The 16947-nt window shown below is 66.1% G+C and carries 16 protein-coding genes, 1 tRNA gene and 1 pseudogene; 14 read left to right on the top strand and 4 right to left on the bottom strand.

Translation table 11 applies throughout. The annotated features are described in order from the left end of the window. Nucleotides 1–274: 274 nt before the first annotated feature. The 4 genes from ACI1V7_RS08910 to ACI1V7_RS08895 all read left to right on the top strand — a co-directional run bounded on the left by ACI1V7_RS08910 (nt 275) and on the right by ACI1V7_RS08895 (nt 3616). Nucleotides 275–1963: an isovaleryl-CoA dehydrogenase gene (locus tag ACI1V7_RS08910; RefSeq protein WP_404531390.1), complete on the top strand. Its 1689-nt coding sequence runs from the start codon at nt 275–277 to the stop codon at nt 1961–1963. A 125-nt stretch (nt 1964–2088) separates the two neighbouring features. Next, the gene (gene upp, locus ACI1V7_RS08905; protein ID WP_404531389.1) at nt 2089–2739 is read left to right on the top strand and encodes a uracil phosphoribosyltransferase; all 651 of its coding nucleotides are present in this window, start codon (nt 2089–2091) and stop codon (nt 2737–2739) included. 3 nt (nt 2740–2742) lie between these two features. Next, complete coding sequence (locus ACI1V7_RS08900; protein ID WP_404531388.1) at nt 2743–3117, top strand: Hpt domain-containing protein; 375 nt, start codon at nt 2743–2745, stop codon at nt 3115–3117. Between the two features lie 295 nt (nt 3118–3412). Next, entirely contained in the window at nt 3413–3616 is a 204-nt protein-coding gene (locus tag ACI1V7_RS08895) for a cold-shock protein (protein ID WP_036231758.1), read from the top strand. A 110-nt stretch (nt 3617–3726) separates the two neighbouring features. On the opposite strand, the gene ACI1V7_RS08890 is transcribed toward ACI1V7_RS08895, so the two are convergent. Then, on the bottom strand, nt 3727–4641 hold the full coding sequence (locus ACI1V7_RS08890) for a LysR family transcriptional regulator (RefSeq protein WP_404531387.1): 915 nt from the start codon (nt 4639–4641) through the stop codon (nt 3727–3729). A gap of 140 nt (nt 4642–4781) precedes the next feature. On the opposite strand from ACI1V7_RS08890, the gene aceB reads away from it, so the two are divergent. Beyond that, nucleotides 4782–6371: a malate synthase A gene (gene aceB, locus ACI1V7_RS08885; RefSeq protein ID WP_404531386.1), complete on the top strand. Its 1590-nt coding sequence runs from the start codon at nt 4782–4784 to the stop codon at nt 6369–6371. A gap of 166 nt (nt 6372–6537) precedes the next feature. On the opposite strand, the gene gloB is transcribed toward aceB, so the two are convergent. After that, entirely contained in the window at nt 6538–7347 is an 810-nt protein-coding gene (gene gloB, locus ACI1V7_RS08880) for a hydroxyacylglutathione hydrolase (RefSeq protein WP_404531385.1), read from the bottom strand. A 36-nt stretch (nt 7348–7383) separates the two neighbouring features. Between gloB and ACI1V7_RS08875 the strand changes: the two genes are divergently transcribed. From ACI1V7_RS08875 to ACI1V7_RS08850, 6 genes and pseudogenes are all read left to right on the top strand, one after another. Continuing rightward, nucleotides 7384–8169, top strand: a complete 786-nt coding sequence (locus tag ACI1V7_RS08875) for a class I SAM-dependent methyltransferase (RefSeq protein WP_404531384.1) — start codon at nt 7384–7386, stop codon at nt 8167–8169. Between the two features lie 26 nt (nt 8170–8195). Next, the gene (gene rnhA, locus ACI1V7_RS08870) at nt 8196–8636 is read left to right on the top strand and encodes a ribonuclease HI (protein ID WP_290414046.1); all 441 of its coding nucleotides are present in this window, start codon (nt 8196–8198) and stop codon (nt 8634–8636) included. Between the two features lie 85 nt (nt 8637–8721). Further along, nucleotides 8722–9429, top strand: coding sequence for a DNA polymerase III subunit epsilon (gene dnaQ / locus ACI1V7_RS08865; RefSeq protein ID WP_404531383.1), 708 nt, complete (start codon nt 8722–8724; stop codon nt 9427–9429). 69 nt (nt 9430–9498) lie between these two features. Then, a tRNA-Val gene (locus ACI1V7_RS08860) sits at nt 9499–9573 on the top strand. An 80-nt stretch (nt 9574–9653) separates the two neighbouring features. After that, nucleotides 9654–10238: pseudogene (locus ACI1V7_RS08855) on the top strand (sterol desaturase family protein); the annotation flags it as partial. 70 nt (nt 10239–10308) lie between these two features. Next, entirely contained in the window at nt 10309–10488 is a 180-nt protein-coding gene (locus ACI1V7_RS08850) for a sterol desaturase family protein (protein ID WP_404531577.1), read from the top strand. 36 nt (nt 10489–10524) lie between these two features. On the opposite strand, the gene ACI1V7_RS08845 is transcribed toward ACI1V7_RS08850, so the two are convergent. Together ACI1V7_RS08845 and ACI1V7_RS08840 are read right to left on the bottom strand one after the other, a co-directional pair. After that, entirely contained in the window at nt 10525–13284 is a 2760-nt protein-coding gene (locus tag ACI1V7_RS08845; protein WP_404531382.1) for a TonB-dependent receptor, read from the bottom strand. Nucleotides 13285–13439: 155 nt separating this feature from the next. Then, on the bottom strand, nt 13440–14264 hold the full coding sequence (locus tag ACI1V7_RS08840; protein WP_404531381.1) for an IclR family transcriptional regulator domain-containing protein: 825 nt from the start codon (nt 14262–14264) through the stop codon (nt 13440–13442). A 145-nt stretch (nt 14265–14409) separates the two neighbouring features. Between ACI1V7_RS08840 and ACI1V7_RS08835 the strand changes: the two genes are divergently transcribed. The 3 genes from ACI1V7_RS08835 to pcaF are packed head-to-tail and all read left to right on the top strand — an operon-like array spanning nt 14410 to nt 16942. After that, nucleotides 14410–15075: a 3-oxoacid CoA-transferase subunit A gene (locus tag ACI1V7_RS08835; protein ID WP_404531380.1), complete on the top strand. Its 666-nt coding sequence runs from the start codon at nt 14410–14412 to the stop codon at nt 15073–15075. After that, nucleotides 15072–15725 (top strand): CoA transferase subunit B, encoded by a 654-nt coding sequence (locus ACI1V7_RS08830; protein ID WP_404531379.1) that lies wholly within the window; start codon nt 15072–15074, stop codon nt 15723–15725. The genes ACI1V7_RS08835 and ACI1V7_RS08830 overlap by 4 nt, the downstream gene beginning before the upstream one ends. A 14-nt stretch (nt 15726–15739) precedes the next feature. Next, on the top strand, nt 15740–16942 hold the full coding sequence (gene pcaF / locus ACI1V7_RS08825; RefSeq protein WP_404531378.1) for a 3-oxoadipyl-CoA thiolase: 1203 nt from the start codon (nt 15740–15742) through the stop codon (nt 16940–16942). Nucleotides 16943–16947: the final 5 nt, after the last annotated feature.

Raw genomic sequence — 16947 nt, 5'->3', positions numbered from 1 at the left:
ATGTATCACTGTAAAATTCCGTGAAGCATTAAAAATCCCATTTTCTCCGTGCCGCGTTCACACTGCTTGATGCATCGCAGCCGGGGTTTTGGGACTGCCATGCTTGCCCGGCATGTGGGTTTGCGCTAGCCTTGTTGCCTTATCGTTAAGGCGTGACCAGCGCGGAACGAGTGCATTGTCGCCCATATAGTGCAAATAGGAAACTTTTTCCTGTTCAACATGATGCTACATTGCAACAAATGCAGCCTCGTCCCCCGATCGATGGAGGAGACCAATGAACCGTTTCGACACCCACGACGTGATCAACCAGGCGCCCCCGTTCGGCGACGTCAATCTGTTCCGCTGCGACGCGGCGCTGCGCGAAGGGCTGGAGCGCGAGGGCGGCGGCTGGGCCGCGGAGGCGCTCGACCGGCTCGGCGAGCGGCTGGGCGCCCGCGCGCTGCAGGACCTCGCGCGGCTGGCCAACGAGCACGGACCGCGCCTCGTCGCCTACGACCGCCAGGGCCGCCGCATCGACGAGATCGAGTTCCACCCGGCCTGGCATGCGCTGATGACGCTGCTGGTCGAGAACGGCGCCCATTCGCTGCCGTGGGAGGCGCCGCGTGCCGGCGCCCAGGTCGCGCGGGCCGCGGCCTACCTGATGTTCGGCCAGGTGGAGAACGGCAGCCAGTGCCCGGTGACGATGACCTACGCGGCCGTGCCGGCGCTGCGCCAGGCGCCGGCACTGGCCGCCCGCTGGCTGCCGAAGATCCTGTCGCGCGAGTACGATCCCCGTTCCCTGCCCATCGAGCAAAAGCGCGGCGCGCTGGTCGGCATGGGCATGACGGAAAAGCAGGGCGGATCGGACGTGCGCGCCAACACGACGCGCGCCGTGCCCATCGATCCGGCGCAGGCAGGCGCGCGCTTCGGCGGCGAGCACGCGCAGGCCTGGAGCATCGTCGGCCACAAGTGGTTCTTTTCGGCGCCGCAGGCCGACGCCCACCTGATCCTGGCGCAGACCGATGCGGGCGCCGACGGCGCGCCGGCCGGCTTGTCCTGTTTCTTCGTGCCGCGCTTCCTGCCCGACGGCAGCCGCAACGCCGTGCGCGTGCAGCGTTTGAAGGACAAGCTGGGCAACCGTTCGAACGCATCGTCGGAGGTCGAGTTCTGCGACGCCGTCGGCTGGATGATCGGCAAGCAGGGACGGGGTATTCCGACGATCCTCGAGATGGGCAGCCACACGCGCCTCGATTGCGTGCTGGGCAGCGCCGGCACCATGCGCGCCGCGCTGGCGCACGCGCTGCATCATGCGCGCGGCCGCGTCGCGTTCGGCCGGCCGCTGGCCGAGCAGCCGCTGATGCAGAACGTGCTGGCCGACCTGGCGCTCGAGTCGGAAGCGGCGACGGCGTTCGCGCTGCGCCTGGCGCGCTGCTTCGACCACGCGGACGATCCGCACGAGGCGCTGCTGGCACGCGTACTGACGCCCGCCGGCAAGTACTGGATCTGCAAGCGCGGCCCCGCGTTCGGCGCCGAGGCGATGGAAGTCATGGGCGGCAACGGCTACGTCGAGGACGGTCCGCTGGCGCGCCTGTACCGCGAATTTCCCGTCAACTCGATCTGGGAAGGGTCGGGCAACGTGATGTGCCTGGACGTGCTGCGCGCGCTGTCGAAGGGGCCGGACGTGCGCGAGGCGCTCGCTGCCGAACTGGCGCCGGCGGCCGGGCGCGACGGCCGCTACGATGCCTACTGCGCCGACCTGCTGGAAGCGCTGGCGCGGGCTGCCGGAGACGAGGGAGGGGCGCGGCGCCTGGCAGAGCGCCTCGTGGTGGCCGTGCAGGCGGGCCTGCTGCTGCGCCATGCGCCCGCGAGCGTGGCGGAAGCCTTCCTGGCGTCGCGCATCGCGCGCGACGCGGGCGGGGCGTTCGGACGCCTGCCGGCGGGCGTCGATTGCGCGGCGATCCTGGCGCGGGCGCTGCCCGCCTGAACCCGGCCCGGCCGGCCCGCCGGACGATATCGCATCGACAAAAATCGTCGACAAAACGCGGGACAAACGGGCGCGTGGCTGGGATAATGGCGCCCTTCGTACCAACCAAGATTCCCATGTCGACAATGAAACAAGATCCGCGTTTTCCGAACCTGTTCATCACGAACCATCCCCTGATCCAGCATAAGCTGTCGCACATGCGCGACCGCGGCACGTCGACCCGTACGTTCCGCGAGCTGCTCAAGGAGATCACGCTGCTGATGGGCTACGAGATCACGCGCGATCTGCCGCTGACGACCCGCCAGATCGACACGCCGCTCGAAACCATCGACGCGCCCGTCATCGCGGGCAAGAAGCTGGCCATCGTCCCGATCCTGCGCGCCGGCGTCGGCATGAGCGACGGGCTGCTGGAACTGGTGCCGTCCGCGCGCGTCGGCCACATCGGCGTGTTCCGCGACCCGGCCACGCACCAGCCGGTCGAATACCTGGTGCGCCTGCCGGACACCAACGAACGCACCTTCATCCTGTGCGACCCGATGGTCGCGACGGGCAACTCGGCCGTGTACGCGGTGGACGTGCTCAAGAAGCGCGGCGTGCCCGACGACCAGATCATCTTCCTGGCGCTGGTGGCAGCGCCGGAAGGGGTGGAGGTGTTCCACAAGGCGCATCCTGGCGTGAAGCTGTACGTCGCCTCGCTGGACAGCCACCTGAACGAGCACGCCTACATCATCCCCGGCCTGGGCGATGCCGGCGACCGCATCTTCGGCACCAAGTAAGCCATGAGCAACGGCGCGGATGCGGAATTCTTCGCCCGGCTGGCGGAGCTGAACGGCAAGTTTGCCGCCAGCCTGCCGCAGACGCTGGGGCGGCTGTCGGAAGCGCGCCATGCGTTCGACGTGGCGCAGCCCCAGGAGGCCTTGATCGCGCAGTTGCAGGCGGTGCTGCACACGCTGGCCGGCTCGTCGGCCACGTTCGGCTTCCGCAGCCTGGGCCTGCAGGCGCGCACGCTCGAGCAGCGCCTGCGCGTGCTGGCCACCTTCGACTCCGTCAGCCCGACGGAATGGCGCGCCTGGCTGGCCGAACTCGATGCCTTCGTCGCGTGGGGATTGCGCGATCCGAAGGGGGCCTATCCTGACGATGAGTCCGCCATTTAGATCCTGAACAAAAATGCTGTCCGGGAGTCGTTTGATCCAAGACAAACTTGGCAACCATCGATGACCTATATTTTGCGTACTGCCGAAGCAAAAAGAGCGCGTGAAAGTTGGCTTTAGGAATGTCACGGGCTTGGGGTTTTATTTTGCGAAAACTGTATACATCCGGTTTTATTCGGTATAATGCGGGATCGTTGGATTCGAGGTAGCAGTGCAGTTAGTCTGTCATTTGTTTCTTGCTTCTTCAAACGATCATAAACGGACGTTAAGTCCACTTTAACTGAAATAGGAAATTGTAATGGCAACTGGCATCGTAAAATGGTTCAATGACTCCAAGGGCTTCGGCTTCATCACCCCGGACGAAGGTGGCGAAGACCTGTTCGCTCACTTCTCGGCGATCCAAACCCAGGGCTTCAAGTCGCTGCAAGAAAACCAGCGCGTGTCGTTCGACGTGACCTCCGGTCCGAAGGGCAAGCAAGCATCGAACATCCAGCCGCTGTAATGCGCTGAATGACATGCAAAAAAATCCTCGGAATTTCCGGGGATTTTTTTTGTCCAGAGTGTGTAAATTTCCGCGCTGAAATATGTTGATTTGCGGATTTTGATTATTTTTCAGGCGGCAGCGGTCTTGCGCCAATAGTCGGGCTCGGCATAAGCCCGCCGCAGGAAATCGACGAATAAGCGTATGCGCAGCGGCAAGTGACGGCGCTGCGCAAACACCGCATAGATGTCGTTGCCCGGTGCGGCGTATTCCTCCAGCACGGGCACCAGCAGTCCCGACTCGATCGCGACGCCCACTTCCCACAGCGAGCGCCAGGCCAGGCCGCGCCCGTCCAGCGCCCAGTCGTGCAGCACCTCGCCGTCGTTGCATTCCATATTCCCCGCGACCTTCACCGTGATCGTCTGGCCGTTGTCGCGGAAATTCCAGCCGCGCTGGCTGCCTTCGCTGCTGATCGCCAGGCAATTGTGGCGCACCAGGTCGTCCGGGGTGCGCGGCGTACCGTGGCGTTTCAGGTACGCCGGTGCCGCCACGACGACGCGGCGGTTATCTGCTAGTTTGACGCCAATCAAATTGGAATCCGTCAGGCTCGCTATACGCACGGCCACGTCGACGCCTTCGCCGACCACATCGACGACGCGATCGTTGAGGTTCAGGTTCACCGTGACGTCGCGGTGCTCGGCCAGGAAGGAGGGCAGGAGGGGTGCGACGTGCTGGCGTCCGAAGCCGGCCGGCGCCGACACCAGCAGGTGGCCGCTGGCGCGCGCACTGCGCTCCGAGACGGCGCTCTCCGCTTCTTCCAGCTCGGCCAGGATGCGCTGGCAATCCTCGAGGAAGGCCGCGCCCTCGTCGGTCAGCGCCAGGCGCCGCGTCGTACGCTGCAGCAGCTTCACGCCGAGCCGCGCTTCCAGCGCATCGAGGCGGCGCCCGATCATCGCGGGGGCGATGCCCTCGGCGCGCGCGGCGGCCGACAGGCTGCCCCGGGCGACGACCTCGACGAAGGTGGAAATCTGGCGGAACTGTCCCATTCGTTCTCCTCGATCTGTGATAAAAACGCACAGATGAATGTATTTTTTGTCTCGTTTAGGTGAGCTGAAGTGAATATACTTGACCGTATTGCAAACGCCAAGACGCGTCGAACGATTTCACTACTACAGAGGAGTACGCCATGACCATCGCCACCCCCGCCGGAATGGAAATCCGCGCCGAGATCAAGCCCGGATACGAGCAGGTCCTGACCCCGGAAGCGCTCGCGCTGGTAGCCAAGCTGAGCCGTGAATTCGAGCCGCGCCGCCAGCAACTGCTGGCCGCCCGCGTGGAGCGCGCCAAGCGCCTGGATGCCGGCGAGCGCCCCGATTTCCTGGCCGAGACGGCCGCCATCCGCAGCGGCGACTGGAAGATCGCGCCGATCCCCAAGGCCCTGGAATGCCGCCGCGTCGAGATCACGGGCCCGGTCGAGCGCAAGATGGTCATCAATGCGCTGAACTCGGGCGCGGACAGCTACATGACCGACTTCGAGGATTCCAACACGCCCAACTGGGACAACCAGATCACGGGCCAGCTGAACATGCGCGATGCCGTGCGCGGCACCATTTCGCTGGAACAGAACGGCAAGCAGTACAAGCTCAACGACAAGGTCGCCACGCTCGTCGTGCGTCCGCGCGGCTGGCACCTGGACGAGAAGCACGTGCTGGTCGACGGCAAGCGCGTCTCGGGCGGCATCTTCGACTTCGCCCTGTTCATGTTCCACAACGCCAAGGAGCAGCTGGCGCGCGGCGCCGGCCCCTACTTCTACCTGCCGAAGATGGAATCGCACCTCGAGGCCCGCCTGTGGAACGACATCTTCGTCATGACGCAGCGCGAGCTGGGCCTGCCGCAGGGCACCATCAAGGCCACCGTGCTGATCGAGACGATCCTGGCCGCCTTCGAGATGGACGAGATCCTGTACGAACTGCGCGAACACAGCGCCGGCCTGAACGCGGGCCGCTGGGACTACATCTTCTCGTGCATCAAGAAGTTCAAGCTGGACAAGGACTTCTGCCTGGCCGACCGCCCGAAGGTGACGATGACGGCACCATTCATGCGCGCCTATGCCTTGCTGCTGCTGCAGACCTGCCACAAGCGCGGCGCGCCGGCGATCGGCGGCATGTCGGCGCTGATTCCCATCAAGAACGATCCGGAAAAAAATGCGGTCGCGATGGCTGGCGTCATCGGCGACAAGTCGCGCGATGCGACCGACGGCTACGACGGCGGCTGGGTCGCGCACCCGGGCCTCGTCGAGCCGGCGATGACGGAATTCAAGAAGGTGCTGGGCGACCGCCCGAACCAGATCGACAAGCTGCGTCCGGACGTGGACGTGTCCGCCGCCGACCTGCTGGACTTCAAGCCCGAGGCGCCGATCACGGAAGCGGGCCTCCGCTACAACATCAATGTCGGCATCCACTACCTGGGCGCCTGGCTGGCCGGCAATGGCTGCGTGCCGATCCACAACCTGATGGAAGACGCGGCCACGGCGGAGATCAGCCGCTCCCAGGTGTGGCAATGGATCCGTACGCCGAAGGGCGTGCTGGACGACGGCCGCAAGGTCACGGCGGACATGGTGCGCGCAATGATCCCGGAAGAACTGGCCAAGGTGAAGGAAGTCGCGCCGAACGGCGACAACCCCAGCTATGCGCGCGCAGCCGAGATCTTCGAGCAGATGTCGACGTCGGAAGAATTCGCGGAATTCCTGACGCTGCCGCTGTACGAGGAGATCTGACGGTTTGTCGAAAGGTGGGCGCGTGGCGCCCACCCTGCGCATGCCGGGTGTGGTGAAACAGCGGGCATGTCATGCCCGCCGCGCGGGTACCGGTACGGTCGAATTCACCACGTAGGTGGGCATCAGTTGCCCACTCAGTTGCCCACCCATTTGCCCACCATTCGCATCAAAACACGTTCTTCCACTCGCGCAGCGCCGCGAATGCGCTGACGGCATCCGGCGCCGCGTCCGCACCCGCCGGCAGGCGTCCCGCCGCGACCAGGCTGGCCAGGATCGCCGGCTCCGTCGCGCGCAGGAAGGGGTTCGTCGCCTTTTCGATGGCGATGTTCGATGGCACCGTCGGGAGGTGGGTGCCGCGCAGCTTGCTGTCGTTCTCCACGCGCATCTGCAAGGCCTTGTTGGCCGGTTCCACGGCCTGGGCGAAGCGCAGGTTCGACAGCGTGTATTCATGGGCGCAATACACGAGCGTGTCGTCGGGCAGCGCGGCGAGCTTGTCCAGCGACGACTTCATCTGCGCCGGCGTGCCTTCGAACAGGCGCCCGCAGCCGGCGCCGAACAGCGTATCCCCGCAGAACAGCCAATGCTCCCCCGGCGTTTCCCGTACGTAGGCGATGTGGCCCAGCGTGTGGCCGGGCACGTCCAGCACCGTGCATGCCAGTTCCAGTCCCGGCACCGCGACGCGGTCGCCTTCGCCCAGCGGGTGCGTGACGGCGCCGATGCCGTCGTTGCGCGGGCCGAACACGGGCACCTGATACGCTTGCAGCAGACGCGGCACGCCGCCGATGTGGTCAGCGTGATGATGGGTGAGTAGAATGGCGGTCAGGGTGAGTCCATGCGTGCGCAGGGCCGCGAGGATCGGCTCGGCGTCGCCCGGGTCGACGACCGCCGCATTGACGCCGTCGTGGATGAGCCAGAGGTAATTGTCCTGGAATGCAGGAACCGTCAGTACGGCAAGTTCAGCACGCAATGGAGTCATCGTCTGGGTCATATGAGGGATCGAAAAGGGTTAGTCATGGATAGCGCGTCATCCGAAAAATCCATTATAGCGCTCGACCACTGGCTGCAATCGCCGGCGGGAGCCTATGTGCGCGCCTGGGAGCAGGCCTGCCTGGACGAGTTGACGGTCGATATCTTCGGCTTCAATGCGGTGCAGATCGGCCTGCCGCAGATCGACGCCCTGGCGGCCAGCCGCATGCCCAACAAATGGGTGGCGGCCACGCGCACGTCCACGGAGGACGAGCTGGCCATCGCCGCCAGCGGGAAGCAGATCTCGGTGGCGCTGGACTTCGCCGATTTGCCGTTCGCGTCGCAAAGCCTGGACCTGGTCGTCCTGCCGCACGTGCTCGAGTTCGCCGAAGAGCCGCACCAGGTCTTGCGCGAAGTGGAGCGCGTGCTGATCCCGGAAGGGCAATTGATCATCTGCGGCTTCAACCCGGCCAGCATGTGGGGCATGCGCCAGGGGATGGGGCGGATCACGAGCAGCGACTACCTGCCGGCGGCGGGCGAGTTCATTTCTTTGCCCCGCCTCAAAGACTGGTTAAAATTGCTCAATCTCGGGGCCACGCGCAGCCATTTCGGCTGCTACGCGCCGCCGTTCCGCACCGCGCAATGGCTGAACCGCTTCGCCTTCGTCGAAGGGGCGGGGCAGCGCTGGTGGCCCTACCTGGGCGCCGTCTACATCGTCCACGCGATCAAGCGCGTCAAGGGCATGCACTTGATCGGTCCGGCCTGGAACAAGAAAAAGGCCAAGGCACCGCAGGCGGTGCCGGCCACGAATCGCAACGAACGACATAAGTAAAAGTCAACACGAGGGAAACGAACAGCATGACCAAAGTAGAAATCTTCACCGACGGCGCCTGCAAGGGAAATCCGGGCACCGGCGGCTGGGGCGCGCTGTTGACGGCCGAAGGCGGCCACCAGAAGGAAATCTATGGTGGCGAGGCGAACACCACCAACAACCGCATGGAATTGCGGGCCGTGATCGAGGCGCTGACCACGCTCAACCGTCCCTGCCAGGTCGTCCTGCACACGGACAGCCAGTACGTGCAGAAGGGCATCTCGGAGTGGATCCACGGCTGGAAGGCGCGCGGCTGGAAGACCTCGACCAAGGAACCGGTCAAGAACGATGACCTCTGGAAGGCGCTCGACGCCGCCCAGCAGCAGCACGCCGTCGAATGGCGCTGGGTGCGCGGCCACAACGGCCATCCCGGCAACGAGCGGGCCGACGTGCTGGCCAACATGGGCTGCGCGTCCGTCAAGCGCTGAGCGCCGCCGGCCGCCGGCCTGCGCCTACCCGACCCCTTTGGTATACTGAGGGGTCTTTCTTTCCACGTTTGAGATCCCCACGCGCATGCGCCAAATCGTCCTCGATACCGAAACCACGGGCCTGAATCCACGCACCGGCGACCGCCTGGTCGAAATCGGCTGCGTCGAAATCGTCGACCGCAAGCTGACCGGTAATAACTACCACCGCTACGTCAATCCCGAACGCGATTCGGACGAGGGCGCGCTCGCGGTGCATGGCTTGACCACCGAATTCCTGAGTGACAAACCGAAGTTCCACGAAATCGCCGAAGAACTGCGCGACTTCGTCAAGGGCGCGGAAATCATCATCCATAACGCGCCATTCGACCTGGGCTTCCTGAACCACGAGTTCCAGCGCATCGGCATGCCGCCGTTCGTCGACCATTGCGGCAACGTGATCGACACCCTGGTCCAGGCCAAGGAACTGCACCCCGGCAAGCGCAACTCGCTGGACGCCCTGTGCGACCGCTACGGCATCTCGAACGCCCACCGCAAGCTGCACGGCGCACTGCTGGACTCGGAGCTGCTGGCCGACGTCTACCTGGCCATGACGCGCGGCCAGAACACGCTGTCGATGGACGTCGAGGTCGAGACGAGCGCCGGCGGCATCGTGCTGGAAGCGGGTCCGCTGGGCGAGATCATCGTCGTGGCGGCAGCGTCGGACGAGCTCGCCGAGCACGAGAATGTGCTCGCCGCACTCGACAAGGGCGTGAAGGGAGAGTGTGTTTGGAGAAAATATTCTCCGCAGGGGTGACAGAACGCAAATTTCCCCCTATAATGCTCGTCATTGCAGCGATGCATTCGCAGCAAAGCAGGAAAAGTAGGGCGGTTAGCTCAGGGGTAGAGCACAGCATTCACACTGCTGGGGTCGCAAGTTCGAAACTTGCACCGCCCACCAGGATTCAGACAAAAAGGCCAGCTTCTCAGCTGGCCTTTTTGCATCGGCGCGTGACGGTCGGCATTAAGGCGCGCGACGTGATGCGTAGCGGAAACTGCTACCGCCGGTCGCGGGGTGTTCGACGCGGCATCCATTCCTTGCCACCAATCCACATTTGCAAAATCATGGCCACTCTTACAACGGAGATCGCCATGCTGCCCACCATTTTCCTCGTCTTTGCCGCCTGCTTCGTCCTCGAGCGCCTCACGCCCGGCTGGCGCTTGCCCCATGTACGCACCTGGCCCGTGCGCGTCCTGCTGGTGAATGCCGTGCAGCTGGGCGTGGTACTGCTCGCCGGACTCACCTGGGAGCGCTGGCTATCGTCGGCGTCCGTGCTGCACCTGTCGCGCCATGTCGGCCCCGTGGCCGGCGGACTGGGCGCGTATTTCATCGCCACGTTCGTGTTCTACTGGTGGCACCGGGCACGCCACGAATCGGACCTGCTGTGGCGCGTATTCCACCAGATCCACCACAGCCCGCAACGGATCGAGGTCATCACCTCGTTCTACAAGCACCCCGTCGAGATGATCGTCAATTCGATCATCGGCAGCCTGCTCGTGTACGCGCTGCTCGGCCTGTCGCCGGAAGCGGGCGCCGTCTATACCTTGTGTACCGCATTGGGGGAGTTCTTCTACCACACGAGCGTGCGCACGCCGCGCTGGGTCGGCTGGTTCTTCCAGCGTCCGGATGCACCGCGTGCACCACCAGCACGGCCGCCATCGCAACAACTACGGCGACATCGTGTGGTGGGACTGGCTGTTCGGCACCTACGAGAATCCGGCGACGTTCGACGCCGGCTGCGGCTTCGATGCGGACAAGGAGGAGCAGCTGCCGGCCATGCTCGCGTGGCGCGACGTGCACCGGGACGCGGGCTGAGGCCGGCCAGGAAGGGCCGGCCCGCCGATGCTGCGGTCAGCGGAAGGAGTAGGTCGCGCTGGCGTAGAAGCGCCGTCCACGCGGATCCGTATAGCTCGGATCGTAGCCGGACAGGAAGTAATACGCCTGGTTCGAATACGGCGGGCTGCGGTCGAACATGTTCTGGATGCCCAGGCGCAGCTTCAGCTGCGGGTTGAACACGTAGGCGCCGGACAGGTCCCACAGCGAGTACGACTTGACGTGGTTCTTCGCCACGACGCTGCCGTCGTCGATGTTGATGGCCGTGTTCTGGTCCTCGTAGCCGCTCGAGAACGTGTTCGACAGGCTGGCCGAGAACGGGCCGCGGTCCCAGTCGAACGTGATCGTGTGGCGCCAGCGCTGGACCACGCCGTCCGTGACGAAGTGGTTCAGGTTGCTGACATAGGGGTCGCCCGGCGCATTCTGGATCTTCGACGACAGCACGTAGGTGCCGTTCAGGCGGCCGCCGAAACGGCCGACCGGCGTGTCCACGCCGCGCACGGTGACGGCCAGGTCCAGGCCCTTGGCCAGCTGGGCGCCGCGGTTTTCCTTGCGCAGGTCGATGTAGTCGATCAGGCCGTCCTCGTCGCGGTGCACCAGGTCGCCGTACTTGTCGAGGTTCGACAGGATGATGTCGTCGCCGATCTCGCTGATCAAGTCGGTGCGCTTGATGTTCCAGTAGTCGAGCGAGGCGTTGACGTGGGTGCCGATGGCGGCCACGGCGCCCAGCGAGAACTGGCGGCTGCGTTCCGGCTTCAGGTCCGGGTTGCTGTAGCGGCGCGTGTCCCAGTTGTCCGCGCAGTCAGCGTAGTTGTTCTCGACCGTCGCGCAATACACGGGGTCGGGCAGGGTGGCCGTGCTGCTGTAGACGGTGGGGCGGTGCAGCTCCGTCATCGACGGCGCGCGGAAGCCGCGGCCGGCCGAGCCGCGCAGCAGCACGCCGGCTGCGGGGCGGTAGGACAGGCCGATCTTCGGGCTGGCCGCGCCACCCACCTGCTGGTAGTGGTCGTAGCGGGCCGAGAGCTGCGCTTCCCATTGCTTGGCGAAGGGCACCAGCATCTCGCCATAGACGGCGCCGATGGTGCGGCTGTCGTGGGTGGCGCGGCCGCCTTCGGGCGCGGCGTCGTTGTTGATGTTGTCGCTCAGCAGGAGCGCGGATGGCGTGAAGTCGTTGCGCTCGCGCCGCGCCTCGCCGCCGATGGCCAGCGCGAGGTCGCCGCCGGCCATCGGGGCCAGGGCGCGCGAGAACTTGAAGTCCCACGAATCCATCGTGCCGCGCGCATGGCGCACGTCGTCGTTGACCTGGATGCTGTCGATCAGCGCGCGGCCTTCGGCGCTGGACGGGCCGAACGGATTGATGCGGCCGTCGGCGATGCCCGCCAGCAGCTGGTCGTACAGCAGGTAGCCGTGCGTGTCCTTGTCCTTGACGGTGTTGACGCTGTGGTTCAGCGCCGTGTCGTAGTCCCAGCCCGCCACGGTGCCCGTCAGGCCCACGACGATGCGCACGCCTTCGCTCGTGAGGCTGCTGGTGCGCTGCCCCGCTTCGTTCAGGCGCATGCGCAGTTCGAGTTCGCCGGGGACGTCGTCGTCGAGCTGGTCCAGGCCCGTGCCGGCCAGCTGCGGCACGCGGCTGTAGTCGATGTAGCCCGTCACGCGCGCCGACGAACCCGTGTAGTCGGTCTTCGAGCGCGACAGGGCCACCTCGGCATAGGCCTGGTGGCCGCCGCCCAGTTTCACCACGCCGCGGCTCAGGATGCTGGCCTTTTCCGACTTCGGATACAGCTCCGTGTCGCCCATGTAGTTGTAGGTGCACGCATCGACGCCGCCCGTGCCGGCGGGCAGGTAGACGTTGGCCGGCGGCGCGCAGTTCGGCACGGACAGGTTGATCAGGCGGTTCGTGATCGGCTGGCCGTTGATGGTGAAGCCGATCTCCTGCAAGTGGTCGCGCTGGGCGGAAGTCAGGCGGATGTTGGCCGGGCTGGTGTAGCCGGACAGCAGGTGGCCGAGGCGCTGTTCGACCTGCAGGCCGGGGATGAAGCTGCGCTGCGCCGTGCTCAGCGCATTGGTGCGCTGGAAGTCGGCCACGGCGAACACGTTGTAGCCGTCCCGTTCGATGTCGCCCTTGCCGACGCCGATGCTGGCCGTGCGCTTGCCGGCTCCGCCTTCGCGGGTCTTGCCGCCATAGACGTTCAGCTCCAGGCCCTGGAAGTCCTTGCGCGTGATGAAGTTGATGACGCCGCCGATGGCGTCCGTGCCGTAGAGGGCGGAGGCGCCGTCGAGCAGCACCTCGACGCGCTCGAGCGCGGCGGCCGGGATGTTGTTCAGGTCGACGCCCGTGTCGTCGCCGGGAGAAGCGAAGTTGGCCATGCGCCGGCCGTTGAGTAGCACCAGCGTGGACGAGGTGCCGATGCCGCGCAGGTTGGCGCTGTTGAAGCCGCGCTGGTCGCCGCCGACGTTGATGCTGGCACCGTCCGTCAGGCCGTTGACGTTGGCGGAGATGCGCGTCATGAGTTCCGACGCCGTCGTCACGCCGGCCTTTTCGATCTCCGCGCGGGTCACCGTCTGCACGGGCAATGCCGTTTCCGCCTGCACGCGCCGGATCGCCGATCCCGTGATTTCCACGGTGGGCATCGGCACCCCCGCATCGACCGCCCGTTCCGCCGTCGTCGTCCCGTCCTGGGCCGCCGCCGGGTTGGCCAGTGCGCCGGCCGCCATCCATCCACCTGCCAGCAGCACGCCCCGCACGGCGCGTGCCGCCACCTTCATCCTCGTGTTCATTCACTCTCCTTTTTATGGTCCGGTTTTGCCATGCTCTTGGCCGGACGCCGTGGGTTCCGATCATAGTGGAGAGCGTAAGTACTTTGTCATTTTTGACACTGTTCCTTATAACTGTGCAGCAATTTAACAACGCTTCGCCGGACGACAAACATTGTTTATCGCAGCAGCACGGCCAGCTCCTGCGCGCCCCGCTGTAGCACGGGCAGGAATTCCTCCACCATCCGCTCGTGCGACACCCGCGCGGCCTGCGCGCCCACGTTCAGCGCGGCCAGCACCCGCCCCGACGCGCCGCGCACCGGCACGGCGATCGAACGCAGGCCCAGTTCCAGTTCCTGGTCGTTGACGGCGTAGCCGTCGCGGCGCACCTCGTCCAGCACGGCGCGCAGGCGCACGGGATCGGTGATCGTGCGTTCGGTGCGCGGCAGCAGCGCGGTGCGGGCCAGGTAGGCATCCAGTTCCCCGTCCGGCAGGTGCGCGAGCAGCACGCGGCCCAGCGACGTGCAGTAGGCCGGCAGGCGGCTGCCGGCGCTGAGCGACACCGACATCACGCGCGACGTCGCCGCGCGCGCCACGTACAGCACCTGGTCTTCTTCCAGCACCGCGAGCGAACTCGATTCGCCCAGCGTCTTGCTGACGCCGTCCAGGCAGGGCTGCGCGGCCAGCGTCAGCGGCGTGGAGGACAGGTAGGAATAGCCCAGGGTCAGCACCTTCGGGCGCAGGCTGAAGTTGTTCAGCTGCGCATCGACGTAGCCGAGCTGGCGCAGCGTATGCAGGCAGCGCCGCACGGCAGCGCGGGGAATGCCCGTCCGCTGGCTGATCTGGGCGATGGTCTGCGGCTGGCGCGAATCGGCGAAGGCGCGGATGACGGCCAGTCCGCGCGCGAACGAGATCATGAAGTCCGGGTCGGTCAGCGCGTCGATCTCGTCGGCGATGGTGGGGGCACCTGGCCCAGCGGGAGTGGTGTCGTTGGTCGATGGCATGGTCGAATTGTAAGCGAATGGGGGTACCCGACTGGAGACATGCTTGACCGCCGGCCGGGACGGGCGTAGACTTTTTGTGCGGTTAGCGAATATGTGTTCGATAATCGCACAACTCGGGCGAATGCGCCACTATGGAAGGCACACCATGATCGACAAGACATTCGAATCGCTCCAGCAGGCCGTCGCCGACATCCCGGACGGGGCCACCGTCATGATAGGCGGCTTCGGCAACGCCGGCATGCCGTCGGCGCTGATCGATGCGCTGCTGGCGCAAGGCGCCCGCGAGCTTACCATCGTCAACAACAATGCCGGCAATGGCGAGACGGGCCTGGCGGCGCTGATCAAGGCCAAGCGCGTGCGCAAGATCGTCTGCTCGTTCCCGCGCCAGGCCGACTCCTGGCACTTCGACGCGGCCTACCGCGCCGGCGAGATCGAGCTGGAACTGACCCCGCAGGGCAACCTGGCCGAGCGCATCCGCGCCGCCGGCGCCGGCATCGGGGGCTTCTTCTCGCCCACCGGCTACGGCACGCTGCTGGCAGAGGGCAAGGAAACCCGCGTCATCGACGGCAAGCACTACGTGTTCGAGACGCCGATCCATGCGGATTTCGCGCTCGTCAAGGCGCTGCGCGGCGACCGCTGGGGCAACCTCGTGTACCGCAAGACGGCGCGCAACTTCGGCCCGATCATGGCGATGGCCGCGAAGACGACCATCGCGCAGGTGGCCGAGATCGTCCCGCTGGGCGAGCTCGATCCGGAAGCGATCGTCACGCCCGGCATCTTCGTACAACGCGTCGTCAAGGAGGCAGCATGAACAACGCGAGCAGATTCACCCGCGACCAGATGGCCGAACGGGTCGCCCAGGACATCCCGGAAGGCGCCTATGTCAACCTGGGCATCGGCCTGCCGACCAAGGTGGCGAACTACCTGCCGCCCGAGCGCGAAGTCTTCCTGCACAGCGAGAACGGCGTGCTGGGCATGGGCCCCGCCCCCGCGCCCGGCGAGGAAGACGAGGACCTGATCAACGCCGGCAAGCAGCCGGTGACGCTGCTCACGGGCGGCGCCTACTTCCACCACGCGGACTCGTTCGCGATGATGCGCGGCGGCCACCTGGACATCTGCGTGCTGGGCGCGTTCCAGGTATCGCAGAAAGGCGACCTGGCCAACTGGCACACGGGGGCGCCGGATGCGATTCCCGCCGTGGGCGGCGCCATGGACCTGGCGATCGGCGCCAAGCAGGTGTTCGTCATGATGGAACACCAGACCAAGACGGGCGAGAGCAAGATCGTCGAGGCGTGCACCTATCCGCTCACGGGCATCGGCTGCGTGAGCCGTATCTACACCGACCTGGCCGTGCTCGACGTGACGCCGGACGGCCTGCGCGTGCGCGAGCTGGCCCCGGGCCTGACGCTGGCCGACGTGCAGGCCGTGACGGCCGCGCCGCTGCTGCCCGCCACCAACTGAACAAGGAGATCACCATGCAAGATGCTTTCATCGTCGACGCAGTGCGTACCCCGATCGGCCGCTACGGCGGCGCCCTGAAGGACGTGCGCGCGGACGACCTCGGCGCCATTCCCATCCGCGAACTGGTGCGCCGCAATCCGGACGTCGACTGGAAGGCCGTCGACGACGTCCTCTACGGCTGCGCCAACCAGTCCGGCGAAGACAACCGCAACGTCGCGCGCATGGCGCTGCTGCTGGCCGGCCTGCCGCAGGAAGTGCCGGGCACCACCATCAACCGCCTGTGCGGCTCGGGCCTGGATGCCGTCGGCAGCGCCGCGCGCGCCATCCGTACCGGCGAGGCGCGCCTTGTCATCGCCGGCGGCGTCGAGTCGATGACGCGCGCGCCGTTCGTGATGGGCAAGGCGGAATCCGCGTTCTCGCGCAACGCCGCCATCTACGACACGACGATGGGCTGGCGCTTCCCGAACCCGCTGATGGAGCAGCTGTACGGTACCGATTCGATGCCGGAGACGGCTGAGAACGTGGCGGACGACTACGGCGTCAGCCGCGCGGACCAGGATGCCTTTGCCTTCCGCAGCCAGGCCAAGGCCGCGCGCGCCCAGGCCGACGGCACCTTCGACCAGGAGATCGTGCCCGTCATGATCCCGCAGAAGAAGGGCGAGCCGGTGCGCTTCGCAAAGGACGAGCATCCGCGCGAGACGAGCCTGGAGGTGCTGGCCAAGCTCAAGCCCGTCGTGCGTCCGGGCGGTACGGTCACCGCGGGCAATGCCTCGGGCATCAACGACGGCGCCTGCGCGCTGCTGCTGGCGAACGCCGAGGCGGCCGCCCAGTACGGCCTGACGCCGCGTGCCCGCATCCTCGGCATGGCGACCGCCGGCGTGGCGCCGCGCGTGATGGGCGTGGGGCCCGTGCCGGCCGTGCAGAAGCTGCTGCGCCAGCTCGACATGCGCCTGGACCAGTTCGACGTCATCGAGCTGAACGAAGCGTTCGCGTCCCAGGGCCTGGCGGTGCTGCGCCAGCTCGGCATCGCCGACGACGATCCGCGCGTCAATCCGAACGGCGGCGCCATTTCGCTGGGACACCCGCTGGGCATGAGCGGCGCGCGCCTGGCCACCGCCGCGACCTGGCAGCTGCAGCGCACGGGCGGCCGCTATGCGCTGTGCACGATGTGCATCGGCGTGGGGCAGGGCATTGCCGTCGCCATCGAGCGGGTTTGAACGAC

The sequence above is a fragment of the Massilia paldalensis genome, from assembly GCF_044901715.1.
Taxonomy (GTDB): Bacteria; Pseudomonadota; Gammaproteobacteria; order Burkholderiales; family Burkholderiaceae_D; genus Telluria; species Telluria paldalensis.
Note: the sequence above shows the minus strand (reverse complement) of the source record. Positions and strands in the feature narration are given on the sequence as shown.